A 24,853-nucleotide genomic window follows, 5' to 3' on the forward strand; every position below is an offset into this window, starting at 1 on the left:
TCTTAATCCGGATCTTTGTCTAATAAAATTCATAAAAAAATATACCATGAAAACAATAGACAAGATTTACATTAATGGAGAGTTTGTAACTCCGCAAGGAACAGAATATTTTGACCTTATTAGCCCAACCACAAATGAAAAACTAGGAAAAGTTCTTTTAGGAAATCAAAAAGATACCCAAGATGCAGTCGCTGCAGCAAAAAAAGCTTTTGAAACTTTTTCTAAAACAACAGTTACCGAAAGAATTCACTATTTGCAGAATATCCAAACTTCTATTGAAAAAAGAAAAGAAGAATTCATTAACACAATGATTGAAGAATACGGAGGAACATCTCAATTTGCAACAATCAGTTTTGATTATATGCTAAAAAGTTTTGAGTCGGCAATTCAATTATTAGACACTTATAGTTTCAATAAAATTATGGGGGAATCTGAAGTTCAGATGACACCAATTGGCGTGGTTGGAATTATTATTCCATGGAATTCAAGCAACGGTTTTATCTGCGGCAAACTCTCAACAGCAATTGCCGCGGGATGTACGGCAGTAATAAAACCAAGCGAAATGAGTGCTCAACAAACACAATTAATCACAGAATGCCTTCATGAAGCCGGCTTACCAAAAGGCGTTTTTAATATCGTTAATGGTTTAGGCGAAATTGTTGGCGCCGAAATAAGCCGTAATCCTGATATTGACAAAATTTCGTTTACAGGCTCTACAACTGTTGGGAAAATTATTGCAAAAGAAGCCGTTAACAACATGAAACGTGTTACATTAGAACTTGGTGGGAAATCACCTAATATTATTCTGAATGACGCTAATTTTTCAGAAGCAATTCCGCGTGCAATAGCCGCCGCGTATATGAACAGCGGACAAGCGTGTATTGCAGGTACAAGATTATTGGTGCCTGAAGACAAACTGGAAGAAGTTAAATCACTGATTAAAAATAGCACTCAAAACATCATTGTTGGCGACCCAAAAAACACAACTACTACAGTGGGCCCAATGGTTAGTAGAAAACAATATGAACGAGTTCAAAATTATATTCAAATAGGAATTAATGAAGGTGCCGAAATTTTAATTGGCGGTTTGGGAAAACCTGAAGGATTAGAAAACGGCAATTTTGTTAAACCAACTATATTTGTAAATGTAAAAAATAACATGCGTATTGCGCAAGAAGAAATATTCGGCCCGGTTTTATCAATCATTACTTACCAAACAGAAGAAGAAGCCATTAACATTGCAAACGACACCACTTACGGATTACAAGCCTATATAAGCTCTTCTGACGAAAAAAGAGCACATAACGTAGCTTCTCAAATTAATGCAGGACGTGTGCAAATAAACGGAATTAAACATGATCCCATGGCGCCTTTTGGCGGATTTAAACAATCTGGAATTGGCAGGGAATTTGGCACAATTGGACTTGAAGCTTATCTTGAACCAAAAGCCTTAATTCGATAAATCCCTAAATACAAGGATCTGAAAATCTTCATAAATAGATTTTCAGATCTTTTACTAACTTTACATTATGGCAGCAATTACAAATACAAAACCCAAAATACTATATTCCTGTTATTTTGCGCGCAGTCGAGAAGGTGAACATTTTATTCCCGAACATGTTTTTAGTTATCAGGTTTCCGGAGAAATAATCGCTTCTGACAGCAAAAACACCTATCATTCTAAACCTGGTGATTTTCGCCTTAGCAAAAGAAATCACTTAGCCAAATTCATAAAAATTCCGCCCGAGGGAGGCGAATTCAAATCGATATCACTTTTTTTAGATCAGGAAGTTTTACGCGAAGTAAGCAGCGAATACAACATCACAATTCAAAAAAAGCACATTCAGAATCTATCATTCCGCTAGATCCTGATCCGCTGTACAAATCATTCATAGAATCACTAATTTCTTATCTTGAAGTTGAACAGGAAAACAACGAAGCTTTGTTTAAACTAAAAATAAAAGAAGCCATTCATCTTTTAATCAAAGTAAATCCTGAATTAAAAAACATTCTGTTTGATTTTACCGAACCCGGAAAAATAGATCTGGAAGCCTTTATGAATAAAAACTTTCATTTTAATGTACACTTAAATCGTTTTGCTTATTTAACCGGCAGAAGCCTAGCTACTTTCAAAAGAGATTTTGAAAAAGTCTTTCAGCAAACGCCCGGAAAATGGTTATTAAACAAAAGACTTCAGGAAGCTTATTATTTAATCAAGCAAGGAAATCCTCCATCAGAAGTTTACATTGGTGTTGGTTTTGAAGATCTATCTCATTTTTCATTTTCATTTAAAAAGAAATTTGGAATAGTTCCCTCTTCCTTATTTACAAAATAGATATTTTGACATCAAAAAGCATTAAGACATACACAAAGTATTTAATATGGCTTTCTAACTTTGCGCTTTTTTTCTTTGCGTTCTGTATTTGCAAAACACACTTCATTCGCATTTGAAGAGGGTGTACTAAAACAATCATTACTATTTATATTTTTTCAATAACTGTTATATAATAAAAATGAGACGCCTAAGCTTCTCATTTTCAGTCTTTCTTTAAAGCACTTTGATATCTAAAATTTCAACACCATCACTTCCAATATCAACAACATCATCAAGAGAATTAGCAGCAATCCACACTGTCCCTAAGACATCAGATTTTTTAACTAAACGACGGACCAAGCCGCCCCCTTGCACTTGTTTCATTTCAGAAGAATCTAACTCCGTAAAATTCATTTTTTTTAAATCGTTCATAATTTTAATTTTTAGAATTACTATTTAATCAAAAACAAAAATGCACTGCAGTATTTCTTTGTTAAACCAAATATACATAAAATACTGATAATCAATATTTTAAATTACAAAAATATTATTTTTAGATAAAAACTATATTATTTAGTTATGAGACACAATTAAATAAGTATAAAAAAAATCATATCAATCCGAAATATATTCTAATCAATTTTGTTTAAAAACAGGTATTCTTATCTTCAAAGTATAGAATATTGTTTGTTTTATTCTTGTAATTTCTCAGGTTTTGGGATTGATCTCAAAACAATCATTACTATATTTTGCAGCAGACCGCTCTATATAATATAAAAAAAATGAGAAATGTGAATTTCTCATTTTCAGTCTTTCTTTACAAATGAGCTTTAAAGAATTTAAATACTATTCTCCAATTTCTTAACCACCACTACCTAAAAGCGATGTTAGCAAGTTATTAAGCGTTTTGACCAATCCCGTTGAATTCACAATTCTACTGGCAGCCGCAACAGTATCCTCGACAACACCACCTCCTTTTACTTGTTTCATTTCAGAAGAATCTAACTTCGTAAATTTGAATTTTTTTAAATTGTCCATAATTTGAATTTTTATAATTATTATTTAGTAAAAACAAAAATGTACTGCAGTATTTTTTGCTAGATCAAATATATATAAAATATTGATAATCAAATAGTTAATATTAATAAAATTAAATTTTTAACTAAAAATAAATTTTATGGTTATGAAAACACAATTTAAAGAAGTGCAAAAAACTTACTGATCCGAAGTGTGACCAATAGAAGAAATCTTAGTATATTGATTTATTCTAATCCATTTTGTCTACAAAAAGTATTCTTAAGAATATAGAATATCGTTTGCTTTAATTACAGTTTTCGATTTAATCTATTACTATTTAATTAAACAAAAATGCTATCGTATTTTTTTGCTATATTTTTATACGTAAAACGCTGCTATACGGTTTTATAAAATGCTGTTATTTTCAAAATAAAAATTCTGCTGTTTATAAAACACAATTAAAGAAGGCAAAAATTATTATTGATCCGAAGTATAATCAAGCAAAAGATAAACTTTAGTTTATTGACCAATTTTTCAATTTTGTTTACAAGTGATGTATAATTAACTTCTGAATAGATTAAATATCCTTATTTTTTTTACCCCACAGGTTTTGGGATTGGTACGGATTGATCTCAAAATTGGAATTTGGAATTTGGAAAATTGGAATTTCTCTCTTTCACTTTATTCCATAAAAAAAGCCTCTCAATTGAGAGGCTTTTATGTTGGTCTACAAGGACTCGAACCTTGAAAGACTGCACCAAAAACAGTTGTGTTACCATTACACCATAGACCAGCAGTGCGGTTAAGCGAGTGCAAATTTAATTTAATTTTTAGTTTACGCAAACTTTTTATAAAATAACCGTAAACATTTTTTTTTATAAAAATCCAAACACAAGGAAAGATTAAATAAAAAGAGAAAATTATTTTTTTTCTATAAAAAATTTCTCTCTCCTGTAAAAATTGAAAATTACTTATCTCAACAAATCCTTAAGTTTATTCCATAAAAAAAGCCTCTCGATTGAGAGGCTTTTATGTTGGTCTACAAGGACTCGAACCTTGAAAGACTGCACCAAAAACAGTTGTGTTACCATTACACCATAGACCAGCAATGCTGTTAAGCGAGTGCAAATTTAAAGCTTTTTTTAGTTTGCGCAAACTTTTTGATGAAAAAAATCATTTTTTTATCCTTTTTTTCTTCCAAATCTTTAATATCATCGCAAGTATTTCACAAACAATACGTTACTTTAAACAAATAGTTTTGTAGAATTTTTTGTTAATGGTCGTTTCTTTACACAAAAAAACATTTTCTTTGTAGGATAGAAAACATACAAAATTTTAACACCTAAATATGGCACAATTCAATTTCAATAAATGGAATACAATTATTGGTTGGTTTGCATTTGCAATCGCTTTAATTACCTACACACTAACTGTTGAACCCACCATGAGTTTTTGGGATTGTGGCGAATATATTGCTACAGCCGCTAAACTGGAAGTTGGCCACCCTCCCGGAGCGCCTTTATTTCAAATGATGGGTGCCTTTTTTGCCATGTTTGCTATAGATAAAGAGCATGTGGCGGTGATGGTAAATATGATGTCTGTATTTTCTAGCGCATTTACAATTTTGTTCATGTTTTGGTCTTCATCAATGATTTTGAAAAAAATCATTGCACGATTTGCAGAAATTGACAAAAACAATTCAGTTGTTATTTTGGGAAGTTCTTTTGTTGGGGCCCTTGCCTATACATTCTCTGACAGTTTTTGGTTCAACGCTGTTGAAGCCGAAGTTTATGCCATGGCTTCCTTATTAATCGCATTGCTTTTTTGGCTTGGATTACGTTGGGAACAAGATATGGACGAACCTAAAGGAAACAAATGGTTATTAATCATTTCACTTGTTATCGGACTTTCTTTTGGAGTTCACTTTATGGCACTATTAACCATTCCTGCAATTGGTTTTCTTTACTATTTTAAACACTACGAAAAAGTTACGATCAAAAATTTCATTATTGCAAACGCTGTTGTAATTGCTATTTTGTTGTTTATATTCAAATTGCTACTTCCGTTAACAATGGCTTTTTTCGGTAAAACCGAAATATTCATGGTAAACAGTATGGGACTACCATTTAACTCAGGAACTATTTTTGTTGGTTTACTTTTTATTGCATTCTTTTATTTTGGATTAAAATTCACCAAAGAAAAAGGACTGGTTTTCTATAACACTATCATTCTTTGCATTCTTTTTATCCTAATAGGTTTCTCTACCTGGATGATGCTGCCGGTTCGTGCTAATGCCAATACTGTAATTAACGAAAATAAACCATCAGATGCTACAGAGGTTTTAGCATATTATAATCGTGAACAATATGGTGTCAATCCATTGTTTTACGGACCACAATACACAGAAGTATTTGCTGGTTTAGATGCAAAAACGCCTTATTTAGACAAAAAACCAAACTACGAAAGAGATTATAAAACAGGTAAATACATCATTACCAATAATTATAAAAATGCAGAGCAGAATACTGATGATAATCAAAAAACGATTCTGCCAAGAATGTGGAGTACCGAAACCGGACACATTCAAAACTATATCAATTTTACAAATCCTCCTCAATTCAAAATAAATCCTAATTATCCTTATGAAGATGATTTGGCAAAATACGGAATTGACGCCAGCCAATTAAGCGAAGAAGAGTACAATAAAGCTACTGCACAATTACGCAATGAAGTTGAGAAAACAGTTTCTGAATTTAGAAGAGCTTATGCCCAAAAACAAATTGACAACGAAGGTTATGTAAAATTCCTTAAAAGTTACGGTGATTATTTAATCATCGAAAAACCAACTACTGCTGATAATTTCAGTTTCATGATTGAATATCAATTTGGATATATGTACTGGAGATATTTAATGTGGAATTTTGTTGGACGCCAAAGTGACGTTCAGGGAAAATATGACAATCTTGACGGAAACTGGATTAGCGGAATTAAACCTCTGGACTCTGTACATCTTGGGTCTCAGGATAATTTGCCTTCAGATGTTTTAAATAACAAAGGAAGAAATGTTTATTTCTTCCTGCCATTTATTCTTGGACTTATTGGTTTAATGTACCATGCAAATAAAGATCTTAAAAGTTTTTATGTGCTTTTAGCATTGTTTTTATTTACTGGAATTGCTTTAAAAATATACTTAAACGAAAGACCTTTTGAGCCTCGTGAAAGAGATTATGCTCTTGTAGGATCATTTTATGTATTTGCAATCTGGATAGGCTTTGGGGTTTATTCTTTATACGAAAGCATTCAAAAATATGTAGCCCCAAGAATTGCAGGTCCAATTATTATTGCGGGAAGTTTATTGGCAGCACCGATTTTAATGGCATCTCAAAACTGGGATGATCACGACAGATCTAACAAACGCACGGCAGTTGCAATGGCAAAAGCTTACCTGGATTCTTGCGACAAAGATGCTATTTTATTTACCATTGGAGACAATGATACTTTCCCGTTATGGTATGCGCAGGAAATTGAGCATTTTAGAACCGACGTAAAAATCGTAAATACGAGTTTATTTATGACAGATTGGTATATCGATCAAATGAAAGCCAAATCGTATGAATCCGATCCATTACCTATTTCATTTACGCATGCAGAATATGTGGGTGACAAACTGGATTATGTGGCTCATATACCAAAAATAGAAACTCGTTGGAATATTAATGACTTCATTAGTTTTATTAAGAATCCTAAATCGACTGTTGGTTTACAAAACGGACAAACGATTCACTTTTATCCAACAAATAAAATCAGAGTAAATGTTGACAAAGCTTTAATCATCAAAAATAAAGTTGTCAACCCTAAATACAACGATTCTATTGTTCCTTATATGGATATTGATATCAAAGGAAGCGCGATCTACAAAAACCGCTTAATGATGTTGGATATCTTAGCGAATAACAACTGGAAGCGTCCTATTTATTTTAGCGGAGGTGCTTTTGATGATGAAGATTATTTATGGCTGAAAGATTATTTACAACTAGACGGAATGGTCTACAAATTAGTTCCAGTTAAAAATACGCCTTCTAAAGATGGCGGACCTATGGACATGGGACAAATTGATGCTGATAAAATGTACGACATTGTAATGAAATGGGATTGGGGTAACAGCGAAAGCGAAAAAATCTATCACGATCCTGAAACAAGAAGAAATAGCATTACATACCGCACAAACCTGTCGCGTTTAATGTATAAACTTATCGAAGAAGGAAAAATTGATAAAGCTAAAAACATTATCAATTTGGCCATGACAAAAATGCCTTTAGATAAATTTGGTTACTATTCATTAGTAGAGCCTTTTGCCGGAGGATATTATAAAGTAGGAGAAACAGCAAAAGCACATGATTTACTTGATAAACTAGTTCAAAAATACAGAGAGAACTTAGATTATTATAAAACTTTAACTGCCGGAGACCAATCTGATTTGGCAATTGATATCATTACAGATATTGAGCGCTACAGAAGCTTGTTACAGGTGATGAAAGAAAACAAAGACTCGGCTTTCTATGAAAAACATAAAGCAACTTTTAACACTTATGTAAATATTTTCGAACGCTTTGGCAGAGAAAAAGAATAATAAGATACGAAAAACATATTAATTAAAAAAATGTAGCATTATTGAAAAATAGCGCTACATTTTTTATTTTTACATATATCTAAAATATTTTCAAAATGAGCTTTTATTGGGTAAAAACTAATTCATTTATAAAAAGGGTATTTTCTAAATATTGTTGGGATATTCCGAACAATGAAAAGAAAATCTACCTTACTTTTGATGATGGCCCTACTCCTGAAATTACCGATTGGGTTTTATCTGAATTGAAAAAATTTGATGCAAAAGCAACTTTTTTCTGCATTGGAAAAAACATAAAAGCCAATTTATCCTTATTTGAAAAACTAATTAAAGAAGGGCATTCAATAGGAAACCACACTATGAATCACGTTAATGGATGGAAAAGCCATACGAATGATTATATAGAGAATGTAAAAAATTGTGCTGCTATTTTAGAAGAAGAGAAAAAGAAAAAACATTTATATTTCGTCCACCTTACGGGAAAATCAAAAAAGAGCAATCTAAGATTTTGCGAAATTTGGGCTATAAAATAATAATGTGGGATGTTTTGAGTGCCGACTTTGATCAAAGCATTACACCTGAGAAATGTCTTGAAAACGTTACTAAAAATGTAAAATCAGGAAGTGTAATTGTATTTCATGACAGTATTAAAGCTTCACAAAATTTAAAATTTGCGTTACCTAAAACACTGCATTTTTTAAAAGAAAACGGATTTGCTTTTGATATTATTCACTAATATCCTTCAAGGAGGGTTTCCTTTATACGCTAAATTGATCCTGAACGATTCCTATAATAGTATTCGCATCAAGTTCTCCAGATTGTCTCCAGATCATTTGTCCTTCTTTATAAATCATTAAAGTAGGAAGTCCTTTAATACGTAATGCTTCAGCCAGCTCCTGATTCTTATCTACATCAATTTTAATCACTTTGGCTTTATCGCCAAGCGCAGCCGCAACATCTTTAATAACAGGATGCATAGATACAGATGATTCGTTCCAATCGGTGTAAAAATCGATTAACACCGGAACTTGAGCATTTATAAGTTCTCCAAATTTTGACATAAAACCAAAAATTTAATTCTTTTAATCTTTTAAAAAGAGATAATTAATACAAATGTAGCATTTTTAACGAATTAAGCCACATTGTTGCCTTTTTTTAGTTCAATAACCGTTATTTCCGGCATGATACCAACACGTCCCGGATAGGCATGAAATCCAAAACCGCGGTTTACATAAACATATCTTCCTACATTTTCATAAAGGCCCGCCCATTGTTTATAGATGTATTGAGCCAGACTCCATTTAAAATATCCCGGAATTTCAATTCCAAATTGCATTCCATGCGTATGTCCTGATAATGTTAAGTGGAAATTTTTAGGATGTTCTTTAATCTCTGCCTCCCAATGACTTGGATCATGACTCATTAAAACTTTAAAATCGTCCTGATGAACATTTTGCGAAGCTTTATTTAAATCACCTGCTTTCTTAAAATTCACACCCCAGTTTTCAACACCAATAATTGCAATTTTATCATCGCCTTTTTGAATGTAAGTATGTTCGTTTAATAAAAGTTTAAAACCTATTTGCCCGTAAAGACTTTTAATAGCCTGAAAATTTTCATCTTTTTCTTTTTCAGAAGGCCATGTCACATATTCTCCGTAATCATGATTTCCTAAAACTGAAAACTTACCATATTTATACTCTTTTATTCTATTAAAAGCCGTTAACCACGGATTCATTTCTACAGCGTGTGTATTTACAATATCTCCGGTAAACAAAATTATATCCGATTCTTGTTGATTAATCAAATCAATGGCATAATTTATTTTTTCAGGATTATCAAAACTCCCACTATGAACATCTGAAATCTGAGTGATTTTAAATCCATCAAAAGCATCCGGCAAATCAGGAAAAAAGATCGTTTGTTTGAATACCTTGAAATTATATTTTCCTTCAAAAATTCCGTAAATTAAAGATAAAAATGGTACGGCAGCAAGTCCTAAAGCAATCTGACTGATAAACTTTCGTCTGTCCGGCATCATTTCTTTTCTTGGAGCATTATAAATAAAATAATTCAGGATACTTGCCCCTACTCTAAAAATATCTTCTCCAAACATTACCAATGTCAGAACAATTTTTGGGACATAAACCAGCAACATCAAACCTGTAGTAAACATGAACTGTCTGGTTTGACCAACAGAACGATCTACTTGCGAAAAAGAATAAATTATAAAGAGTAAAATAAGTAAGCTTATAACTTGATAACTGATCAAAACCCATCTTAATTTGATTAGGGTACGAAAGGCTTGATAAGAATAGAACTCAATAAATAAAAAAAGAGCACAAAGAATAACAAAACGAATTATCATGTAGGTATAGTTTTAAGCAAAGTAACAAAGAATGAAAATTTTATTGCTTTTTATTATCAAAATTTTAACTCAAAAAAGAAACAAAAAAGCTGATAGATTTCTCTAACAGCTCTTTCTCTGACTAAAAATTATCATTGTCAACTAATTTCATAAACCAAACCAACAATTTATGAACCCAAAATGAAAATCAATCGTTATTTTTTAGCTTTTGCAGTTTCTGGCTTTGCAGCTTCTGTTTTTGCAGCTTCAGCTTTTTTATCTGCTTTTTCTGCTTTCTTTTTTGAATGTTTTGTAGCTTTAACTTCTTTTGTTGGAGTAGTTTGAGCTGGAGTAGTTTGAGCGTTTACCATTGCTGTTGTTCCTAAGATTGCTACAGCTAACATTACTAATTTTTTCATGACTTAAAGTTTTTATGATTATTATTGTTTCATTATTTATAAGCCAAAGATATAATCGCTAAATGAAGACAAAATGAAGAAATTATCTTACTAAAACAATTAACATTTAATTGGCTTTTACAACATTTGGAAACAATAATAAAAACGTCGTTCCATGATTTAAAGTCGAAGTAACTTTAATTTCGATGTGATGAAAAACGGCAATACTTTCTGCAATAGCAAGACCTAAACCCTGTCCGTCCTGATCTGAGCTAATACGGGTAAAACGATTGAATATACGTTCTAGTTGAGATTCATCCATTCCAATTCCGGAATCAGAAATAGATAAGAAGTAATTTTGATTTGAAAATCCGTCGCTAACTTTGACATTTCCATTTTCGCGATTGTATTTTATCGCATTGGTTACCAAATTATACAACAAAATATGAATTAGTGTTTTATTTCCAGTAAAATGAAAATCGTGCTGAATCGCATTTTCAAACTGCAAACCTTTATCTTCAATTCGATCCTGCAAATCTTCGTATAAACCATTAATGATTTCATTAAAATCAATATTTTCATTGGCTTCATATTGATTGTTTTCGATTCTGGAAATCAACAATAAATTATTAATGATTTTTTTGAGCATATCCAATGTTTTGAGTGAACTTGCAATTTTATCAATTGCATTATCATCCATAGAATCATTTTGAAGTAAGTTCTCCAATTTGTTTTTTAGCAAAGCAATTGGCGTAAGCAGTTCATGAGAAACATTCGAAATAAATTGTTTTTCTTTTTTGAAAACAATTCCAATGCGGTCCATCATTTGATTTAAAACCAAATCTAATTCTCTAAAATCTCTCGACTTGGCATTTATAGGTGTATAATCAAACGCTTCGGGTTCGTTTACACGCCTTATTTTAGTATCGATAATTTTATAGAAAGGTTTAAGCAAGTATTCAATATAAAAAGTATCTGCCAAAAAAGTGACCAGAAGAATAACCACCAAAACAATAATAATAAACAGCTTGATAATAAACGTAAGATCATTTACTTCGCTAAGACTACTGCCAATTTCGAGCTGATAATCCTGATTTTCATAAGTAAAATGATGGCGAAGAATTCTATATTCACTTTCTTCACCTTCAATAATTCGGAAATCGTTGCTAAAAGTGGTTTTCTTTTGTTTTGGTTTAACAGAAGTTCTCGACAAAACCAAAAACTCACTGTGTAAGGTAGAAAACTGAGAATACGTTTCGGTAGAATCACCTTCGTTTTCGATAAAATCATTAATTTCATTTTGGTTTAAATGATCAATGAATTTTTTCTTCTTTTCCAGCAATCCGTTATTAATGTGTTTGTAAACTACATTCTGAACTAAAATCGGCAACATCAACCATAAAACCAAAATCACCAACAAACGCGTTAGTGCATTAAAAATAGCAAGTTGATGTTTTATTTTCATAGCCGTTTATTTATTCGTTTATACGATAACCCACATTTCGTACGGTTTCGAACCAATCTATAGCAGTATGTTTGTCGAGTTTTTTTCGAAGATTTCGAACATGAACATCAATAAAATTAGAATCAGAATTGACTTCGAGAATATCTCCCCAAATATGCTCTGTAAGCTGTAATCTTGTAATTACCCGGTTTTTATTCAGAACCAAATACTGAAAAATATCAAACTCTTTTTTCGTCAAATTAATTGGAATCGAATCGTAGCTTACTTTATAATCCTGCAATTGCATTGAAAATCCATGTATCAGTAAATCATTCAAAGTAAAACCATGTATTCTACGGATTACAGCAAATATTCTGGCGCTAAGTTCTGTCAAAGCAAATGGTTTTGTCAAATAATCATCGGCCCCAAGATGGAGCCCATTAATTCTGTCGTCGAGTTCTCCGCGTGCCGTAATAACAATTACCGCTATTTTAGATTTTGATTTTCTAACAGTTTTTAAAACCTCAAAACCATCTCCGTCAGGCAAACCAAGATCGAGCAGCATCGCATCATAATCGTTGCTGTTGATTTCTTCCAAAGCATCAGCGCATGTATTTGCAATTTTGCATATATAACCCGTGTTGCACAAAAAGTCGTAAACTTCTGCAGCAAGTTCTTTATTATCTTCAACAATTAAAATATTCATAAGCCGATGTTCTAAGGGATTAACGCTAAATGTTATGAGAAACATTAAAAATTTTATACTCCCTAATTATTTTTTACCGCAGAGAACTCAATCCCGATAACTATCGGGATTCACAGAGATTTACTAAGATTTAAGTTGTGTTTACACAATCTAAGTTTCCAAAGCTTTGTGAACTTTGTGATTTTACTAAACTTAGTATATTTAAAAACTTCGCGTTCTCCGTGGTGTTTTTTCTCTCTACAGGTTTTAGAATTAATCTGTTCTAAGAGCAACTAAAATTAAGCAAATATAAAAAGTGCGGTTGCCAATTATTAAAAAATTAACGAATCAAAAAAAAGCTGATAAATTTCTCTATCAGCTCTCTCCATAATTATCCTTTCTGTTTTGCTGCCCTTACAATTCTTCGATAGCAAAACAAAAAAAATACTATTTACTTGCTTTTGCAGATTCCGATTTAGCAGTTTCAGATTTTGCTGTTGCTTTTTTCTCAGATTTTGCTTTTTTCTCAGCTTTGGTTTTTGGGTGTTTTGTTGCTTTAATTTCTTTCACCGGAGTTTCTTTTCCTTTTGCAGGAAATGCACTTACCATCACACTTGTTCCTAAAACTGCTACTAATAACATCAATAAATTTCTCATGATTTCTATTATTTAAAAATTATTACTTTTATTTTACAGATCAAATTTACCTCTGTAAAATGAAGAGAAAATGAAGAAAATAGCTCCCGTGAATATTTTAACGAGACATTAACGGTTTGTGTAGTTTCCCACCATATAAGTTATATAAGTCAATATTAGTAGAGACGCGTATTATTGTAGAGACGCACTGCAGTGTGTCTAACATTACGTTATTAAAATTAAATGAACTTATATGGTGAAAAAAATTCTTATTAGTCTAATTTTTGAGAACCCAATTGTTTATTTTTACAGACTAATATTTTTTTATGTCAACTCAAAAACGTCTTTTTCTTCTCGATGCTTATGCATTAATTTTTCGTGGATATTATGCCTTTATAAAAAACCCGCGAATTAACTCAAAAGGAATGGATACATCAGCGATCATGGGATTTATGAATTCGCTTTTAGATGTTATAAAACGTGAAAAACCGGATCATTTAGCTGTCGCTTTTGATAAAGGCGGAAGTCATGTGAGAACCGAAATGTTTGTTGAATACAAAGCGAATCGTGATGCAACACCTGAGGCGATTAAAATTGCGATTCCGTATATTCAGGACTTATTAAGAGCCATGCATATTCCGATTATTGAAATAGAAGGTTGTGAAGCCGATGATTTAATTGGAACCATTGCCAAACAAGCCGAAAAAGAGAACTACAAAGTTTTTATGGTTACTCCCGATAAGGATTTTGCACAATTAGTTTCAGAAAACATATTCATGTACAAACCAGCCCGTATGGGAAATGGTATCGAAATTTGGGGAGTTCCCGAAGTTTTAGCAAAATTTGAAATCGAAAGACCAGATCAGGTAATTGACTTTCTTGGAATGATGGGAGATGCTGTCGATAACATTCCGGGACTGCCGGGAGTTGGAGAAGTTACTGCTAAAAAATTCCTGAAAGAATTTGGTACGATGGAAAATCTTTTGGAAAACACACATTTGCTGAAAGGTAAAATGAAAGAAAACATCGAAGCCAATAAAGAAAAAGGAATTTTATCTAAAAAATTGGCTACTATTATATGTGACTGCGATGTTGTTTTTAATGAGAATGACTACGAACTTTCTCGCCCGGATATTGAAAAAACAGATGCTATTTTTCAGGAATTGGAATTTAGAAGAATGGCCGAACAATTTGACAATTTATTTAAAATTGGCGGTGGAAATGAATTAGCCAACAAAGGTGACGAAGCCAAATTATATAAAAAACCACAACCTAAAAACGAAGATCAGTTTGATCTGTTTGGAGGCGGTGCAACTATAGACGCAGAAACTGAAGAAAGAACTTCCTTTTACAATACTTTAGAAAATACAACGCATTCTTATCAGGCTATTGAAGGTGATTTGGGAATAAAATTGCTTTTACAAAATTTACAAAAGCAGACTTCCGTTTGTTTTGATACAGAAACAACTGGTTTAGACGCATTGCACGCAGAATTGGTTGGAATGTCATTTTCTTATGAAAAAGGAAAAGCTTTTTATGTTCCGTTTCCGGAAAACCAGGAAGAAGCACAGATTTTAGTGGATAAATTTAAACCGTTTTTTGAGAATGAAAACATCGAAAAAATTGGTCAGAATTTAAAATACGACTTAAAAATACTTTCTAATTATGGCGTTACCGTAAAAGGAAAACTTTTTGATACGATGATCGCGCATTATTTGATTAATCCGGATATGCGTCATAATATGGATATTTTGGCAGAAACCTATTTGAAATATTCGCCAAAATCTATTGAAACCTTAATTGGTAAAAAAGGAAAAAATCAAATTTCGATGCGCCAGGTTCCTCTTGAAGATATTAAGGAATATGCTGCAGAAGATGCTGATGTTACTTTACAACTTAAAGAAATTTTTACAACAGAATTAGATAAAACCGAAACCAAAAAATTATTTAATGAAATCGAAATTCCGTTAGTAAGTGTTTTAGCTGCAATGGAAACCGAAGGAATTCGTTTAGATACGGAGTTTTTAAGTATCATGTCTAAAGAAATGGAGATTGAAATCAAATCTTTAGAAGAGAAAATATACGAAACTGCGGGCGAGAAATTCAATTTGGCCTCACCGAAACAATTGGGTGATATTTTATTTGACAAATTAAAAATTGGCGGCGCAAAACAAAAGAAAACCAAAACAGGACAATATGCAACCGGTGAAGAAGTTTTGACATATTTGGCCAACGACAACCCGATTGTAAAAGAAATTCTGGATTGGCGTCAAATGGTGAAATTACAAAGCACTTATATTTTGGCTTTGCCAGAACAAGTAGATAAAAAGACATTGCGCGTTCATACCGATTATATGCAAACTGTTGCCGCAACGGGACGTTTGAGTTCTAATAATCCGAACTTACAAAATATTCCGATTCGTACCGAAAGAGGCCGTCAGATTCGTAAAGCGTTTGTAGCTCGTGATGAAAACCACACTTTAATTTCTGCCGATTACTCACAAATAGAATTAAGAATTATCGCCGCTTTAAGTGGTGAAGAAAATATGATTAAGGCTTTTCAGGATGGAGAAGATATTCATAAAGCCACCGCTGCAAAAGTTTTTGATGTTCCGTTAGAAGAAGTTTCACGCGAACAAAGAAGCAATGCCAAAACAGTAAACTTCGGGATTATATACGGTGTTTCTGCTTTCGGATTAAGTAATCAAACTTCGTTATCAAGAAGCGAAAGTGCTGCTTTGATCGAAGCGTATTATAAAACATATCCAAGATTAAGATCTTATATTAATGAGCAGATAGAATTTGCACGTGAAAAAGGTTATGTACAAACCATTTTAGGCCGTCGCAGATATTTAAAAGACATTAACTCGGCAAATGCCGTTGTGAGAAGTGCCGCTGAACGAAATGCGGTTAACGCACCAATTCAGGGAAGTGCTGCCGATGTCATTAAAATCGCGATGATCAACATTCATAAAAAATTGACAGAAGAAAACTGGAAATCTAAGATGCTGCTTCAGGTACATGATGAGCTTGTGTTCGATGTTCACAACGATGAACTCGAAAAAATCCAACCTATGATTAAACACGAAATGGAAAATGCTTTTATAATGGCTGTTCCTTTAGAAGTTGAACTTGGTTTGGGTAAAGACTGGCTGGCTGCGCATTAAGAAATTTTAGATTTAACTACAATCTTGTCAGAAATGACAAAAACGAAAAAAGACTGTCCGAAAGGGCAGTCTTTTTTTATGTTTTTTTGTTTATTTAACTTTTCTAGTCGACTCTCGTTCCTTCAATTTTGTTTTGATAACGATAGTTTCATAATCTGAAGTTTCATCTTCTTTTTCTTCTAAACGTTTGATTAATTGTTTAGCAGCAACTTCTCCAATTTCAATTCCGTGTTGGCTAATTGTTGTCAAACTTGGCGATAAACGTCTTGATGCTAAAATTCCATCAGCAAATCCTATTATCGAAATATCTTCGGGAACTCTGAAACCTTTTTTCAAACTTACTCTTAATGCAGCAACCGAATCATTTTCATCCAAAGCAAAAATGGCATCGATTTTATGATCAAACAATCCATCAATTTTAGCTTTCATATCATCTTCAGAATCGGTACGAAGGATAATTTTTTCGTTTACCGGAATATTGTTGTCTTTTAAAGCTTTTAAATATCCATCAGCTCTCAATTTCCCAACACTTAAATTATCTACAGAAGAAATTAAGGCAATGTTTTTACATCCTAAATTAATTAAATGCTGTGTTGAATTTAAAGCCGAATCAAAATCATCAACTACAACTTTATCACATTCTACTTCATCTGCAATTCTGTCAAACATTACAATTGGCGTTCCGTCATTAATAATAGCAGAAAAATGACTGTAATCTTGTAATTTCTGAGCTTCTTCAGAGACAGAAAGAATAAATCCGTCAATTGTTCCGTTGCTCAGCATTTCAAGTGTATGAATTTCTTTTTCTAAAGATTCATTCGAAATACATGTAATTACATTATATCCTTTTTTATCCGCTACTTTTTCGATACCACTAAAAACCTTTGCAAAAAAGGAGTTTAATATATTAGGTATAATTACCCCAATAGTTTTGGTTTTACGATTCTTCAAATTCAGACCAATAACATTCGGCTTATAATTTTTGAGTTTGGCATACTCCTTAATCTTCACCTTCGTTTGCTCACTGATTTCCGGACTGTCATTCAATGCTTTAGACACAGTCGACACAGAAACACCTAGTTCTTTCGCAATTTGTTTTAGAGTTGCTTTAGCTTTCATCTAATAAATGTTTATGTAATTGATACAAATATAGTAGAATTACCGAAAATAAAACAAAAAACACCTATTACTATTTCAAATTATAAGCCCTTTTCAAAATAAAACTAAAAATGATTGATTTTATAAAACCGCACTTCCTAAAATTTCGTTAATAACTTAATACATGTTATTAACTTATTAAAAAACCTTTAATTATGAAAAACGAAGTTAAAATTCATGAAGTAGATCCTTCATTGAATAACAGAAGGAGCTTTCTTAAGCTCAGTGGCTTAACATTAGTTACCGCAGGTTTGGTTTTGGCTGGATGCAGCGATAATGATAACGATGAAGAAATGGATGACACTTCATTGCCAGGAATTAGAAATGGTGTTTTCGATTTAGGATCGGGAGATTTTGGCGTACTAACTTATGCTTATGCTTTAGAACAGCTTGAAGCAGATTTTTATACTAAAGTTGTAAATGCTACAAGTTTCAATGCAACTTTTAATGATACAGAGCGTCAGGTTTTGACTGACTTGTATCATCATGAAGTAATTCACAGAGATTTTTTCAAAGCGGCTTTAAGCGGAGCGCTACCTGATCCAAGTTCACAATTACTTCCTTCTCTGGCTTTTAATTATGGCGCTCTAAATTTTAACAGCCGTACCGAAGTTCTTGCTACTGCAAAAGCACTAGAAGATACCGGAGTGGCTGCTTATAACGGAGCGGGAAAATTAATTAAAAGCCCTGACTATTTAGTATTGGCTGGGAAAATTGTTTCTGTTGAAGCAAGACACGCTTCAGCGATCAGAAGTTTGATTAATCCAAATTCTAAAGATTTTGCCGGTGATGATATTATTAACACATCAACAGGATTAGATGTTGCTCAGGATCCTTCTAAAATTCTGCCTATCGCAGGAGGATTTATTACTACAAAATTTACTGCCAAATATTTACCTTAATCTTAACTAGCTAAAACTTAGAAATTATGAATATTTTAAAATTTATAGAAACCTTCACTGACGATAGTTTAATGACAAGAACTGGTTCTCGCAGAGACAGTTTTTCGCAGTTTGGAAACATAGGAAAAACATTGGCATATGCATCAATTCCTTTCGGATTATCTGCAATGGCAAATAAAGCATTAGCAAAAGACATTACTGCAACTCCTGCAACTCCTATTGGAGCTTTGCAATTTGCACTGACTTTAGAATATCTTGAAAACGAATTTTACGCAATGGCCTTAGATTTAGGAGTAATTCCTGCATCAGAAAATGGCGGACGCGATTTAAAAGTTTTCCAGCAAATTGCAGCACACGAAGCAGATCACGTATCTTTTTTAATTGCAGGATTGGGCGGTACCATGAGTGCTAATTTTGTTCCGAAACCTACTTTTGATTTCACTGTTGGCGGAACATTTGATCCATTTGGTGATTATCCAACCTTTTTAGCATTGGCACAAGCCTTTGAAGACACCGGAGTAAGAGCCTATAAAGGTCAGGCCGGAAATTTAATTACAACACCTGACTTATTAACTGCAGCATTACAAATACACTCTGTAGAAGCTCGTCACGCATCAGAAGTACGACGCTTACGCGGATTAAAAGGATGGATTTCTAATGATGAAAGAGGTGTAGGAATGCCAGAAGCAACTCAGGCAGTTTACGCTGGCGAAGGCGTTACGGTACAGGCAGGTTATAATACCGCTACGTTATTTGGAGCTGCCGCCGGATCAGAAGCTTATGATGAACCACTTGCAACACAACAAGTAGTTGATATTGCTAATTTATTTATTGTTTAAGAAAAATAATTCTAAATATTGAACCACCTTCGCGTTATTGTGAAGGTGGTTTTTTTTATTGTTTTAAATAAAAAACTGATGCCCTGATTTTCAGTAGATAAAATAATCTTTTCAGGTATTTGGTTTTAAAATAATTAATTGTACTTTTGCATCCCCTTTATTGGGGATGGAATGTTTAATTAAAATAATATTATGGACGCATTAAGCTACAAGACAATTTCAGCTAGCAAAGCCACTGTAACAAAAGAGTGGATTGTTGTTGACGCTGAAGGTCATAACTTAGGTCGTCTTGCTTCAAAGGTTGCGATGATCTTAAGAGGTAAGTACAAGCCAAGTTACACACCACACGTTGACTGTGGAGATAACGTAATTGTTATCAACTCAGAAAAAATTAACCTTACAGGTACAAAAATGAATGACAAAATTTACATGCGTCATACAGGTTACCCAGGAGGACAAAGAACTTTAACTGCTAAAGTATTGCAATCTAAAAATCCTGCATTATTAGTAGAAAAAGCTGTAAAAGGAATGTTACCTAAAAACAAATTAGGAGCTGAACTTTTTAGAAATCTAAATGTTGTTGTAGGTGCTGAGCATACTCACGGAGCTCAAAAACCTAGAACTGTTAACCTAAACGATCTTAAGTAATGGGAGTTATTCACAAAATCGGTAGAAGAAAAACCGCTGTTGCACGTGTATATGTTTCTGAAGGAACAGGAAAAATCACTGTAAACAAAAAAGAATTCGCAACTTACTTTCCAACTGCAACTTTACAATACAAAGTTTTACAACCAATGTCTATGACAGAAAATGTAAACAACTTTGACGTAAAAGTAAACGTTTACGGAGGTGGTTCAACTGGTCAGGCAGAAGCTGTAAGAATGGCATTGGCACGCGTTATGTGTGAAGTAAATGCTGAAAACAGAGCCATCCTTAAACCAGAAGGTTTATTAACAAGAGATCCAAGAATGGTTGAACGTAAGAAATTCGGTCAGAAGAAAGCTCGTAAGAGATTCCAATTCTCTAAACGTTAATATTACCTGTCTTGTGCATATGGTACAAGACATCATCAATTTATTGAAATTAAAAAACACAGTTGTTGTTGCTCTCCTATCGAGGTAGGAAATAGTTTAGCATCTAAATGTATAAAGCCTGGGAAACCGCCATTTATACATTGCTAATCAACAGAACGTAAACTAGTACAAAAATGGCAAACAAAATAGAAGTAAAAGACTTACTAGAAGCAGGTGTTCACTTCGGACACATGACTAGAAAATGGGATCCAAACATGGCCCCTTACATTTATATGGAGCGTAATGGTATTCACATTATCAATCTATATAAAACTGCAGCAAAAATTGAAGAAGCTAACGAAGCTTTGAAAAAAATCGCTGCATCAGGTAGAAAAATCTTATTCGTAGCTACCAAAAAACAAGCTAAAGACATCGTTGCTGAAAAAGCAAAGGCTGCAAACATGCCTTACATCACTGAAAGATGGCCTGGTGGAATGCTAACTAACTTTGTAACTATCAGAAAGGCAGTTAAAAAAATGTCTTCTATTGATAAAATGAAGAAAGATGGTACTTTCATGACGTTATCTAAAAAAGAGCGTTTGCAAGTTGATCGTCTACGTGCTAAATTAGAGAAAAACTTAGGTTCAATCGCTGATATGTCTAGACTACCTGCAGCATTGTTCGTAGTAGATATCAAAGCTGAACACATCGCAATAAAAGAAGCACAAAAATTAAACATTCCAGTTTTCGCAATGGTTGATACGAATTCTGACCCAAGAGAGGTTGATTACGTTATTCCTGCAAATGATGATGCTTCTAAATCAATTGACAAAATTTTATCTTTAGTAACTGCTGCTGTAATCGATGGTCTTTCTGACAGAGGTTCTGATAAAGAAACTGAAGTATTTACAGAAGAAGCTGCTGCTGAAGCTGCTCCTGCTGCAGAGGCTGCACCAGCTGTTGAAGCTGCTGCTCCTGCAACTGAAGAATAAATCAAATTTTAAATTCCAAATTTTAAATTCTAAAATCCAAATACAAAATTAAAAACGTTATGTTGATAATTTAATAAAATTGGAGTTTAGAATTTAAAAGATGGAATTTTTACTTTTAACATTAAAATTCAAAATATTATGGCAACAATTACTGCTGCAGACGTAAATAAATTAAGACAAACTACAGGTGCCGGAATGATGGACTGTAAAAAAGCTTTAGTTGAAGCTGATGGAGATTTCGATAAAGCTATACAAAACCTTAGAGAAAAAGGACAAAAAGTTGCTGCTAACCGTTCTGACCGTGAGTCTTCTGAAGGAGCTGCTGTTTCTTTTATCAATGCTGACAAAACTAAAGGAGCTATCATCACTTTAAACTGCGAAACAGATTTCGTAGGTAAAAATGAGGCTTTCGTAACTTTGGCTAAAGAATTAGTAGAAAGAGCTATTAACTTTTCTTCTAAAGAAGAATTTTTAGCTTCAGATTTCAACGGAATTACTGTTGCTGAAAAATTAATCGAGCAAACTGGTGTTATCGGTGAAAAAATCGAAATCGGTGGTTTTGAAATTTTAGAAGGTGCTTTCGTTGGATCTTATGTTCACGTTAACAAAATTGCTGCATTAACTGCAATTTCTGCTGCAATTCCTAATGCTGACGTTTTAACTAAAGATGTTTCTATGCAAGTTGCTTCTATGGGAGCTGATACATTATCTTACAAAGATTTTGATCCTGCTTTCGTTGAATCTGAACTTGCTGCTCGTATTGCTGTAATCGAAAAGGATAATGAAGAAGCAAAACGTTTAGGAAAAACTTTAAAAAATGTTCCTAAATATATTTCTTTCTCTCAATTGACTGAAGAAGTTTTAAAACAAGCTGAAGAAGATGCTAAAGCTGAATTAAAAGCTGAAGGCAAACCAGAGCAAATTTGGGATAAAATTATTCCAGGAAAAGTTCAACGTTTCATCTCTGACAACACTACTTTAGATCAGGAAAAAGCTTTACTAGATCAAAACTTCATCAAAGATGATAGTAAAAAAGTTGGTGATTATGTTAAAGGATTCAATGTTGAAATTACAGGTTTCAAAAGAGTTACTTTAGGTTAATATATTATTATTTCAATATAAAAAGCCCGAATATTAATTTATTCGGGCTTTTTTATTTAGCAATGTTTATTAAATTTTTTCTGTAATTGGAAAATTTCTCGCTCGCATCAGCGCATCAGATTTTGGCGCTCTTCCTCTAAAATTCTCGTATCCTGTTTCATTGTCCAGAGTATTTCCAACACTAAAAACTGTATCATAAAGTCTTTTTGCAACTTCTTTATCATAAGGCCCTTTACCTTCCATAAAAGCTTCATAAGCATCTGCATTTATCACATCTGCCCATAAATAACTATAATAACCGGCCGCATATCCATCTCCGGAAAAAATATGTGCAAATTGTGGAATTCTGTGACGCATCACAATTTCTGATGGCATATTGAGCTTTTCTAATGTTTCTTTTTCAAATTTATCAGGATCAATAGTCTCAGTTGTTAAATGCAGTTCCATATCAACAAAAGAGCTTGATATTGTCTCAACCGTTGCAAAGCCTTCGTTAAAATTTGCCACTTGTTCTATTCTGTCAACCATTGATTGTGGTAATGGTTCATTGGTTTTATAATGCAGAGCAAACTTATTCAACACCTCTGGTGTCGCAAGCCAATGTTCTAATAACTGCGAAGGGAATTCAACATAATCCCTTGCAACTGCCGTTCCTGCCAAACTTGGATAAGTTACATTAGAACATAATCCGTGTAGCGCATGACCAAATTCATGAAATAAAGTTGTGGCATCATCCCAGGAAATTAAAACAGCTTCATTTTCGTTTCCTTTAATAAAATTACAATTGTTAGATACGATTGGCAGAACATCTGCATCCAACTTCTCCTGATCGCGACAAGAATCCATCCAGGCACCAGAACGTTTTCCAACTCGCGCGTAAGGATCAAAATACCACAAACCAACTGCCTTATCTGTGACTTTATTTCTTACTTCCCAAACACGCACATCCGGATGAAAAACAGACACATCGGTAATTTGTTTAAAACTTAAATTAAACAATTCACCTGCAACCCAAAACATAGCTTCACGCAAGTTTTCAAGTTGCAAATATTGTTTAACTTCATTCTGATCTAAATCATATTTTGCTTTTCTAACTCTTTCGGCATAATAGCGATAATCCCAAGGCTGAATTTTAAAATCGCCACCTTCTGCATTTACCATTTTTTGCATTTCGGCAACATCCTGCTGTACTTTTTCGACTGCCGGTTTCCAAACTGAATTCATTAAGTCAAGTGTTTTTGCAGGGTCTTTTGCCATTTTATTAGACAAACTCCATTCTGCAAATGAACTAAATCCTAACAATTTCGCCTTTTGAGCACGTAATTTTAAAATGGAGATCAACGTTTCATTATTGTCATTTTCATTTCCATTGTCACCTCTTTTAACAAAAATATCAAAAGCTTTCTTTCTTAAATCTCTTCTGGTTGAAAATGTCAAAAACGGTTCGATTGAAGAACGCGTATTTGCAACACATCCTAAAGCATCAATATTTCTTTCTTTTGCTTCGGCAATAGCAGCATTTTTTATTTCGACAGGCAAACCTTCAAAATCAGCGTGAGTTTCTAAAACTACATATTGACTATTTTCTTCTGCCAATAAATTTTGACTGAATCTTGTAAAAAGCGTTGCCAATTCCTGATTGATCCCAGCCACTTTTATTTTATCGTCATGGTTTAATTTTGCGCCTTCACGAACAAAATTTGTATAATACAGCCAAACCAAGCGCTGTTGCTCGCTATTTAGTTTTTCTTTGTCTTTTGCATTGTACAAAGTTTCAATACGAGAGAAAAGTCTATTATTTTGGTACATTTTATCACTCAAAGCTGATAACTTCGGTGACATTTCTGTTTCTACAATTCCAAATTCTTTTGTAAAAATATTAGAACTATATATTCCATACACAGCATTGATTCTGGCAATGGTTTTTCCTGAATTTTCAAGTGCTGCTATTGTGTTCTTAAAAGTTGGTGTTTCTAAATTATTCGCAATAGCATCTAATTCATTTAAATTTTCCTGAATAGCAAACTCTATTGCCGGTTGGAAATCTGAAACTCTATATTTATCAAAAGAAGGTACTCCTCCATAAGGACCTGACCATTTTTGAAGTAATGGATTCTGAAAAGATCCTTCTGTAGCGTTAAAAGTTGTTGTAGTCATAAGAAATAACATGATTTTTATTCATAAAAAATAATCTATTAAAGCACAATATTGTC

At 33.1% G+C, this 24,853-nt stretch carries 20 protein-coding genes, 2 tRNA genes and 2 pseudogenes; 12 read left to right on the top strand and 12 right to left on the bottom strand.

Features of this window, described 5'->3' with window-relative positions; all coding sequences use genetic code 11:
- The first annotated feature begins 46 nt into the window (after window positions 1-46).
- The 3 genes and pseudogenes from ACZZZT_RS24680 (at window position 47) to ACZZZT_RS24690 (ending at window position 2,335) form a co-directional block, all read left to right on the top strand.
- On the top strand, window positions 47-1,462 hold the full coding sequence (locus ACZZZT_RS24680) for an aldehyde dehydrogenase family protein (RefSeq protein ID WP_463462276.1): 1,416 nt from the start codon (window positions 47-49) through the stop codon (window positions 1,460-1,462).
- Between the two features lie 67 nt (window positions 1,463-1,529).
- A pseudogene (locus tag ACZZZT_RS24685) lies at window positions 1,530-1,942 on the top strand (AraC family transcriptional regulator); the annotation flags it as partial.
- Window positions 1,943-2,335 carry a helix-turn-helix domain-containing protein gene (locus ACZZZT_RS24690; RefSeq protein WP_463462500.1) on the top strand — a complete coding sequence of 131 codons (393 nt, stop codon included), beginning with the start codon at window positions 1,943-1,945 and terminating at the stop codon, window positions 2,333-2,335.
- Between the two features lie 213 nt (window positions 2,336-2,548).
- On the opposite strand, the gene ACZZZT_RS24695 is transcribed toward ACZZZT_RS24690, so the two are convergent.
- The 4 genes from ACZZZT_RS24695 to ACZZZT_RS24710 all read right to left on the bottom strand — a co-directional run bounded on the left by ACZZZT_RS24695 (window position 2,549) and on the right by ACZZZT_RS24710 (window position 4,436).
- The gene (locus ACZZZT_RS24695) at window positions 2,549-2,746 is read right to left on the bottom strand and encodes a hypothetical protein (RefSeq protein WP_302094591.1); all 198 of its coding nucleotides are present in this window, start codon (window positions 2,744-2,746) and stop codon (window positions 2,549-2,551) included.
- Between the two features lie 429 nt (window positions 2,747-3,175).
- Complete coding sequence (locus ACZZZT_RS24700; protein WP_463462277.1) at window positions 3,176-3,352, bottom strand: hypothetical protein; 177 nt, start codon at window positions 3,350-3,352, stop codon at window positions 3,176-3,178.
- Window positions 3,353-4,053: 701 nt separating this feature from the next.
- Window positions 4,054-4,124, bottom strand: a tRNA-Gln gene (locus ACZZZT_RS24705).
- Between the two features lie 241 nt (window positions 4,125-4,365).
- A tRNA-Gln gene (locus tag ACZZZT_RS24710) sits at window positions 4,366-4,436 on the bottom strand.
- Window positions 4,437-4,679: 243 nt separating this feature from the next.
- Between ACZZZT_RS24710 and ACZZZT_RS24715 the strand changes: the two genes are divergently transcribed.
- A complete protein-coding gene (locus ACZZZT_RS24715; RefSeq protein ID WP_302094589.1) occupies window positions 4,680-7,961 on the top strand; it encodes a glycosyltransferase family 117 protein in 3,282 nt (1,093 codons plus the stop codon).
- A gap of 95 nt (window positions 7,962-8,056) precedes the next feature.
- Window positions 8,057-8,694 (top strand): annotated as a pseudogene (locus ACZZZT_RS24720) (polysaccharide deacetylase family protein).
- Between the two features lie 22 nt (window positions 8,695-8,716).
- On the opposite strand, the gene ACZZZT_RS24725 reads toward ACZZZT_RS24720, so the two are convergent.
- The 6 genes from ACZZZT_RS24725 to ACZZZT_RS24750 all read right to left on the bottom strand — a co-directional run bounded on the left by ACZZZT_RS24725 (window position 8,717) and on the right by ACZZZT_RS24750 (window position 13,489).
- Complete coding sequence (locus ACZZZT_RS24725) at window positions 8,717-9,019, bottom strand: thioredoxin family protein (protein WP_042566267.1); 303 nt, start codon at window positions 9,017-9,019, stop codon at window positions 8,717-8,719.
- Between the two features lie 71 nt (window positions 9,020-9,090).
- Complete coding sequence (locus ACZZZT_RS24730; protein ID WP_042566266.1) at window positions 9,091-10,326, bottom strand: metallophosphoesterase; 1,236 nt, start codon at window positions 10,324-10,326, stop codon at window positions 9,091-9,093.
- A gap of 194 nt (window positions 10,327-10,520) precedes the next feature.
- Entirely contained in the window at window positions 10,521-10,724 is a 204-nt protein-coding gene (locus ACZZZT_RS24735) for a hypothetical protein (protein ID WP_042566265.1), read from the bottom strand.
- Between the two features lie 106 nt (window positions 10,725-10,830).
- Window positions 10,831-12,168 (bottom strand): sensor histidine kinase, encoded by a 1,338-nt coding sequence (locus ACZZZT_RS24740; RefSeq protein WP_463462278.1) that lies wholly within the window; start codon window positions 12,166-12,168, stop codon window positions 10,831-10,833.
- Window positions 12,169-12,178: 10 nt separating this feature from the next.
- The gene (locus ACZZZT_RS24745; RefSeq protein WP_042566264.1) at window positions 12,179-12,853 is read right to left on the bottom strand and encodes a response regulator transcription factor; all 675 of its coding nucleotides are present in this window, start codon (window positions 12,851-12,853) and stop codon (window positions 12,179-12,181) included.
- A 426-nt stretch (window positions 12,854-13,279) separates the two neighbouring features.
- On the bottom strand, window positions 13,280-13,489 hold the full coding sequence (locus tag ACZZZT_RS24750) for a hypothetical protein (RefSeq protein ID WP_463462279.1): 210 nt from the start codon (window positions 13,487-13,489) through the stop codon (window positions 13,280-13,282).
- 305 nt (window positions 13,490-13,794) lie between these two features.
- Between ACZZZT_RS24750 and polA the strand changes: the two genes are divergently transcribed.
- Window positions 13,795-16,635: a DNA polymerase I gene (polA, locus tag ACZZZT_RS24755; protein WP_463462280.1), complete on the top strand. Its 2,841-nt coding sequence runs from the start codon at window positions 13,795-13,797 to the stop codon at window positions 16,633-16,635.
- Between the two features lie 90 nt (window positions 16,636-16,725).
- Here the strand turns inward: polA and ACZZZT_RS24760 are convergent, their stop codons facing one another.
- A complete protein-coding gene (locus tag ACZZZT_RS24760; RefSeq protein ID WP_042566261.1) occupies window positions 16,726-17,754 on the bottom strand; it encodes a LacI family DNA-binding transcriptional regulator in 1,029 nt (342 codons plus the stop codon).
- 194 nt (window positions 17,755-17,948) lie between these two features.
- On the opposite strand from ACZZZT_RS24760, the gene ACZZZT_RS24765 reads away from it, so the two are divergent.
- The 6 genes from ACZZZT_RS24765 (at window position 17,949) to tsf (ending at window position 22,640) form a co-directional block, all read left to right on the top strand.
- Window positions 17,949-18,695: a ferritin-like domain-containing protein gene (locus ACZZZT_RS24765; RefSeq protein WP_463462281.1), complete on the top strand. Its 747-nt coding sequence runs from the start codon at window positions 17,949-17,951 to the stop codon at window positions 18,693-18,695.
- A gap of 26 nt (window positions 18,696-18,721) precedes the next feature.
- Window positions 18,722-19,534 carry a ferritin-like domain-containing protein gene (locus ACZZZT_RS24770; protein ID WP_463462282.1) on the top strand — a complete coding sequence of 271 codons (813 nt, stop codon included), beginning with the start codon at window positions 18,722-18,724 and terminating at the stop codon, window positions 19,532-19,534.
- A gap of 192 nt (window positions 19,535-19,726) precedes the next feature.
- Window positions 19,727-20,182: a 50S ribosomal protein L13 gene (rplM, locus tag ACZZZT_RS24775; RefSeq protein ID WP_026983738.1), complete on the top strand. Its 456-nt coding sequence runs from the start codon at window positions 19,727-19,729 to the stop codon at window positions 20,180-20,182.
- Window positions 20,182-20,568: a 30S ribosomal protein S9 gene (gene rpsI / locus ACZZZT_RS24780; RefSeq protein WP_007808909.1), complete on the top strand. Its 387-nt coding sequence runs from the start codon at window positions 20,182-20,184 to the stop codon at window positions 20,566-20,568. Before rplM ends, rpsI begins: the two co-directional genes overlap by 1 nt.
- A gap of 173 nt (window positions 20,569-20,741) precedes the next feature.
- The gene (gene rpsB / locus ACZZZT_RS24785; RefSeq protein ID WP_042566258.1) at window positions 20,742-21,539 is read left to right on the top strand and encodes a 30S ribosomal protein S2; all 798 of its coding nucleotides are present in this window, start codon (window positions 20,742-20,744) and stop codon (window positions 21,537-21,539) included.
- A gap of 138 nt (window positions 21,540-21,677) precedes the next feature.
- Window positions 21,678-22,640: a translation elongation factor Ts gene (gene tsf, locus ACZZZT_RS24790; protein WP_042566257.1), complete on the top strand. Its 963-nt coding sequence runs from the start codon at window positions 21,678-21,680 to the stop codon at window positions 22,638-22,640.
- A gap of 69 nt (window positions 22,641-22,709) precedes the next feature.
- Here the strand turns inward: tsf and ACZZZT_RS24795 are convergent, their stop codons facing one another.
- A complete protein-coding gene (locus ACZZZT_RS24795; RefSeq protein WP_463462283.1) occupies window positions 22,710-24,797 on the bottom strand; it encodes a M3 family metallopeptidase in 2,088 nt (695 codons plus the stop codon).
- Window positions 24,798-24,853 lie beyond the last annotated feature (56 nt).

This window comes from Flavobacterium sp. AC274, from assembly GCF_979258275.1.

Bases quoted from the DNA above. Each gene is read 5' to 3' on its own strand.
- ACZZZT_RS24735 (WP_042566265.1), bottom strand. From the start codon at position 10,724: ATGAAAAAATTAGTAATGTTAGCTGTAGCAATCTTAGGAACAACAGCA.
- tsf (WP_042566257.1), top strand. From the start codon at position 21,678: ATGGCAACAATTACTGCTGCAGACGTAAATAAATTAAGACAAACTACA.
- ACZZZT_RS24765 (WP_463462281.1), top strand. From the start codon at position 17,949: ATGAAAAACGAAGTTAAAATTCATGAAGTAGATCCTTCATTGAATAAC.
- ACZZZT_RS24730 (WP_042566266.1), bottom strand. From the start codon at position 10,326: ATGATAATTCGTTTTGTTATTCTTTGTGCTCTTTTTTTATTTATTGAG.
- rpsB (WP_042566258.1), top strand. From the start codon at position 20,742: ATGGCAAACAAAATAGAAGTAAAAGACTTACTAGAAGCAGGTGTTCAC.
- rpsI (WP_007808909.1), top strand. From the start codon at position 20,182: ATGGGAGTTATTCACAAAATCGGTAGAAGAAAAACCGCTGTTGCACGT.
- ACZZZT_RS24750 (WP_463462279.1), bottom strand. From the start codon at position 13,489: ATGAGAAATTTATTGATGTTATTAGTAGCAGTTTTAGGAACAAGTGTG.
- ACZZZT_RS24700 (WP_463462277.1), bottom strand. From the start codon at position 3,352: ATGGACAATTTAAAAAAATTCAAATTTACGAAGTTAGATTCTTCTGAA.
- polA (WP_463462280.1), top strand. From the start codon at position 13,795: ATGTCAACTCAAAAACGTCTTTTTCTTCTCGATGCTTATGCATTAATT.
- ACZZZT_RS24770 (WP_463462282.1), top strand. From the start codon at position 18,722: ATGAATATTTTAAAATTTATAGAAACCTTCACTGACGATAGTTTAATG.
- ACZZZT_RS24795 (WP_463462283.1), bottom strand. From the start codon at position 24,797: ATGACTACAACAACTTTTAACGCTACAGAAGGATCTTTTCAGAATCCA.
- ACZZZT_RS24745 (WP_042566264.1), bottom strand. From the start codon at position 12,853: ATGAATATTTTAATTGTTGAAGATAATAAAGAACTTGCTGCAGAAGTT.
- ACZZZT_RS24695 (WP_302094591.1), bottom strand. From the start codon at position 2,746: ATGAACGATTTAAAAAAAATGAATTTTACGGAGTTAGATTCTTCTGAA.
- ACZZZT_RS24725 (WP_042566267.1), bottom strand. From the start codon at position 9,019: ATGTCAAAATTTGGAGAACTTATAAATGCTCAAGTTCCGGTGTTAATC.
- ACZZZT_RS24740 (WP_463462278.1), bottom strand. From the start codon at position 12,168: ATGAAAATAAAACATCAACTTGCTATTTTTAATGCACTAACGCGTTTG.
- ACZZZT_RS24760 (WP_042566261.1), bottom strand. From the start codon at position 17,754: ATGAAAGCTAAAGCAACTCTAAAACAAATTGCGAAAGAACTAGGTGTT.
- ACZZZT_RS24715 (WP_302094589.1), top strand. From the start codon at position 4,680: ATGGCACAATTCAATTTCAATAAATGGAATACAATTATTGGTTGGTTT.
- ACZZZT_RS24680 (WP_463462276.1), top strand. From the start codon at position 47: ATGAAAACAATAGACAAGATTTACATTAATGGAGAGTTTGTAACTCCG.
- rplM (WP_026983738.1), top strand. From the start codon at position 19,727: ATGGACGCATTAAGCTACAAGACAATTTCAGCTAGCAAAGCCACTGTA.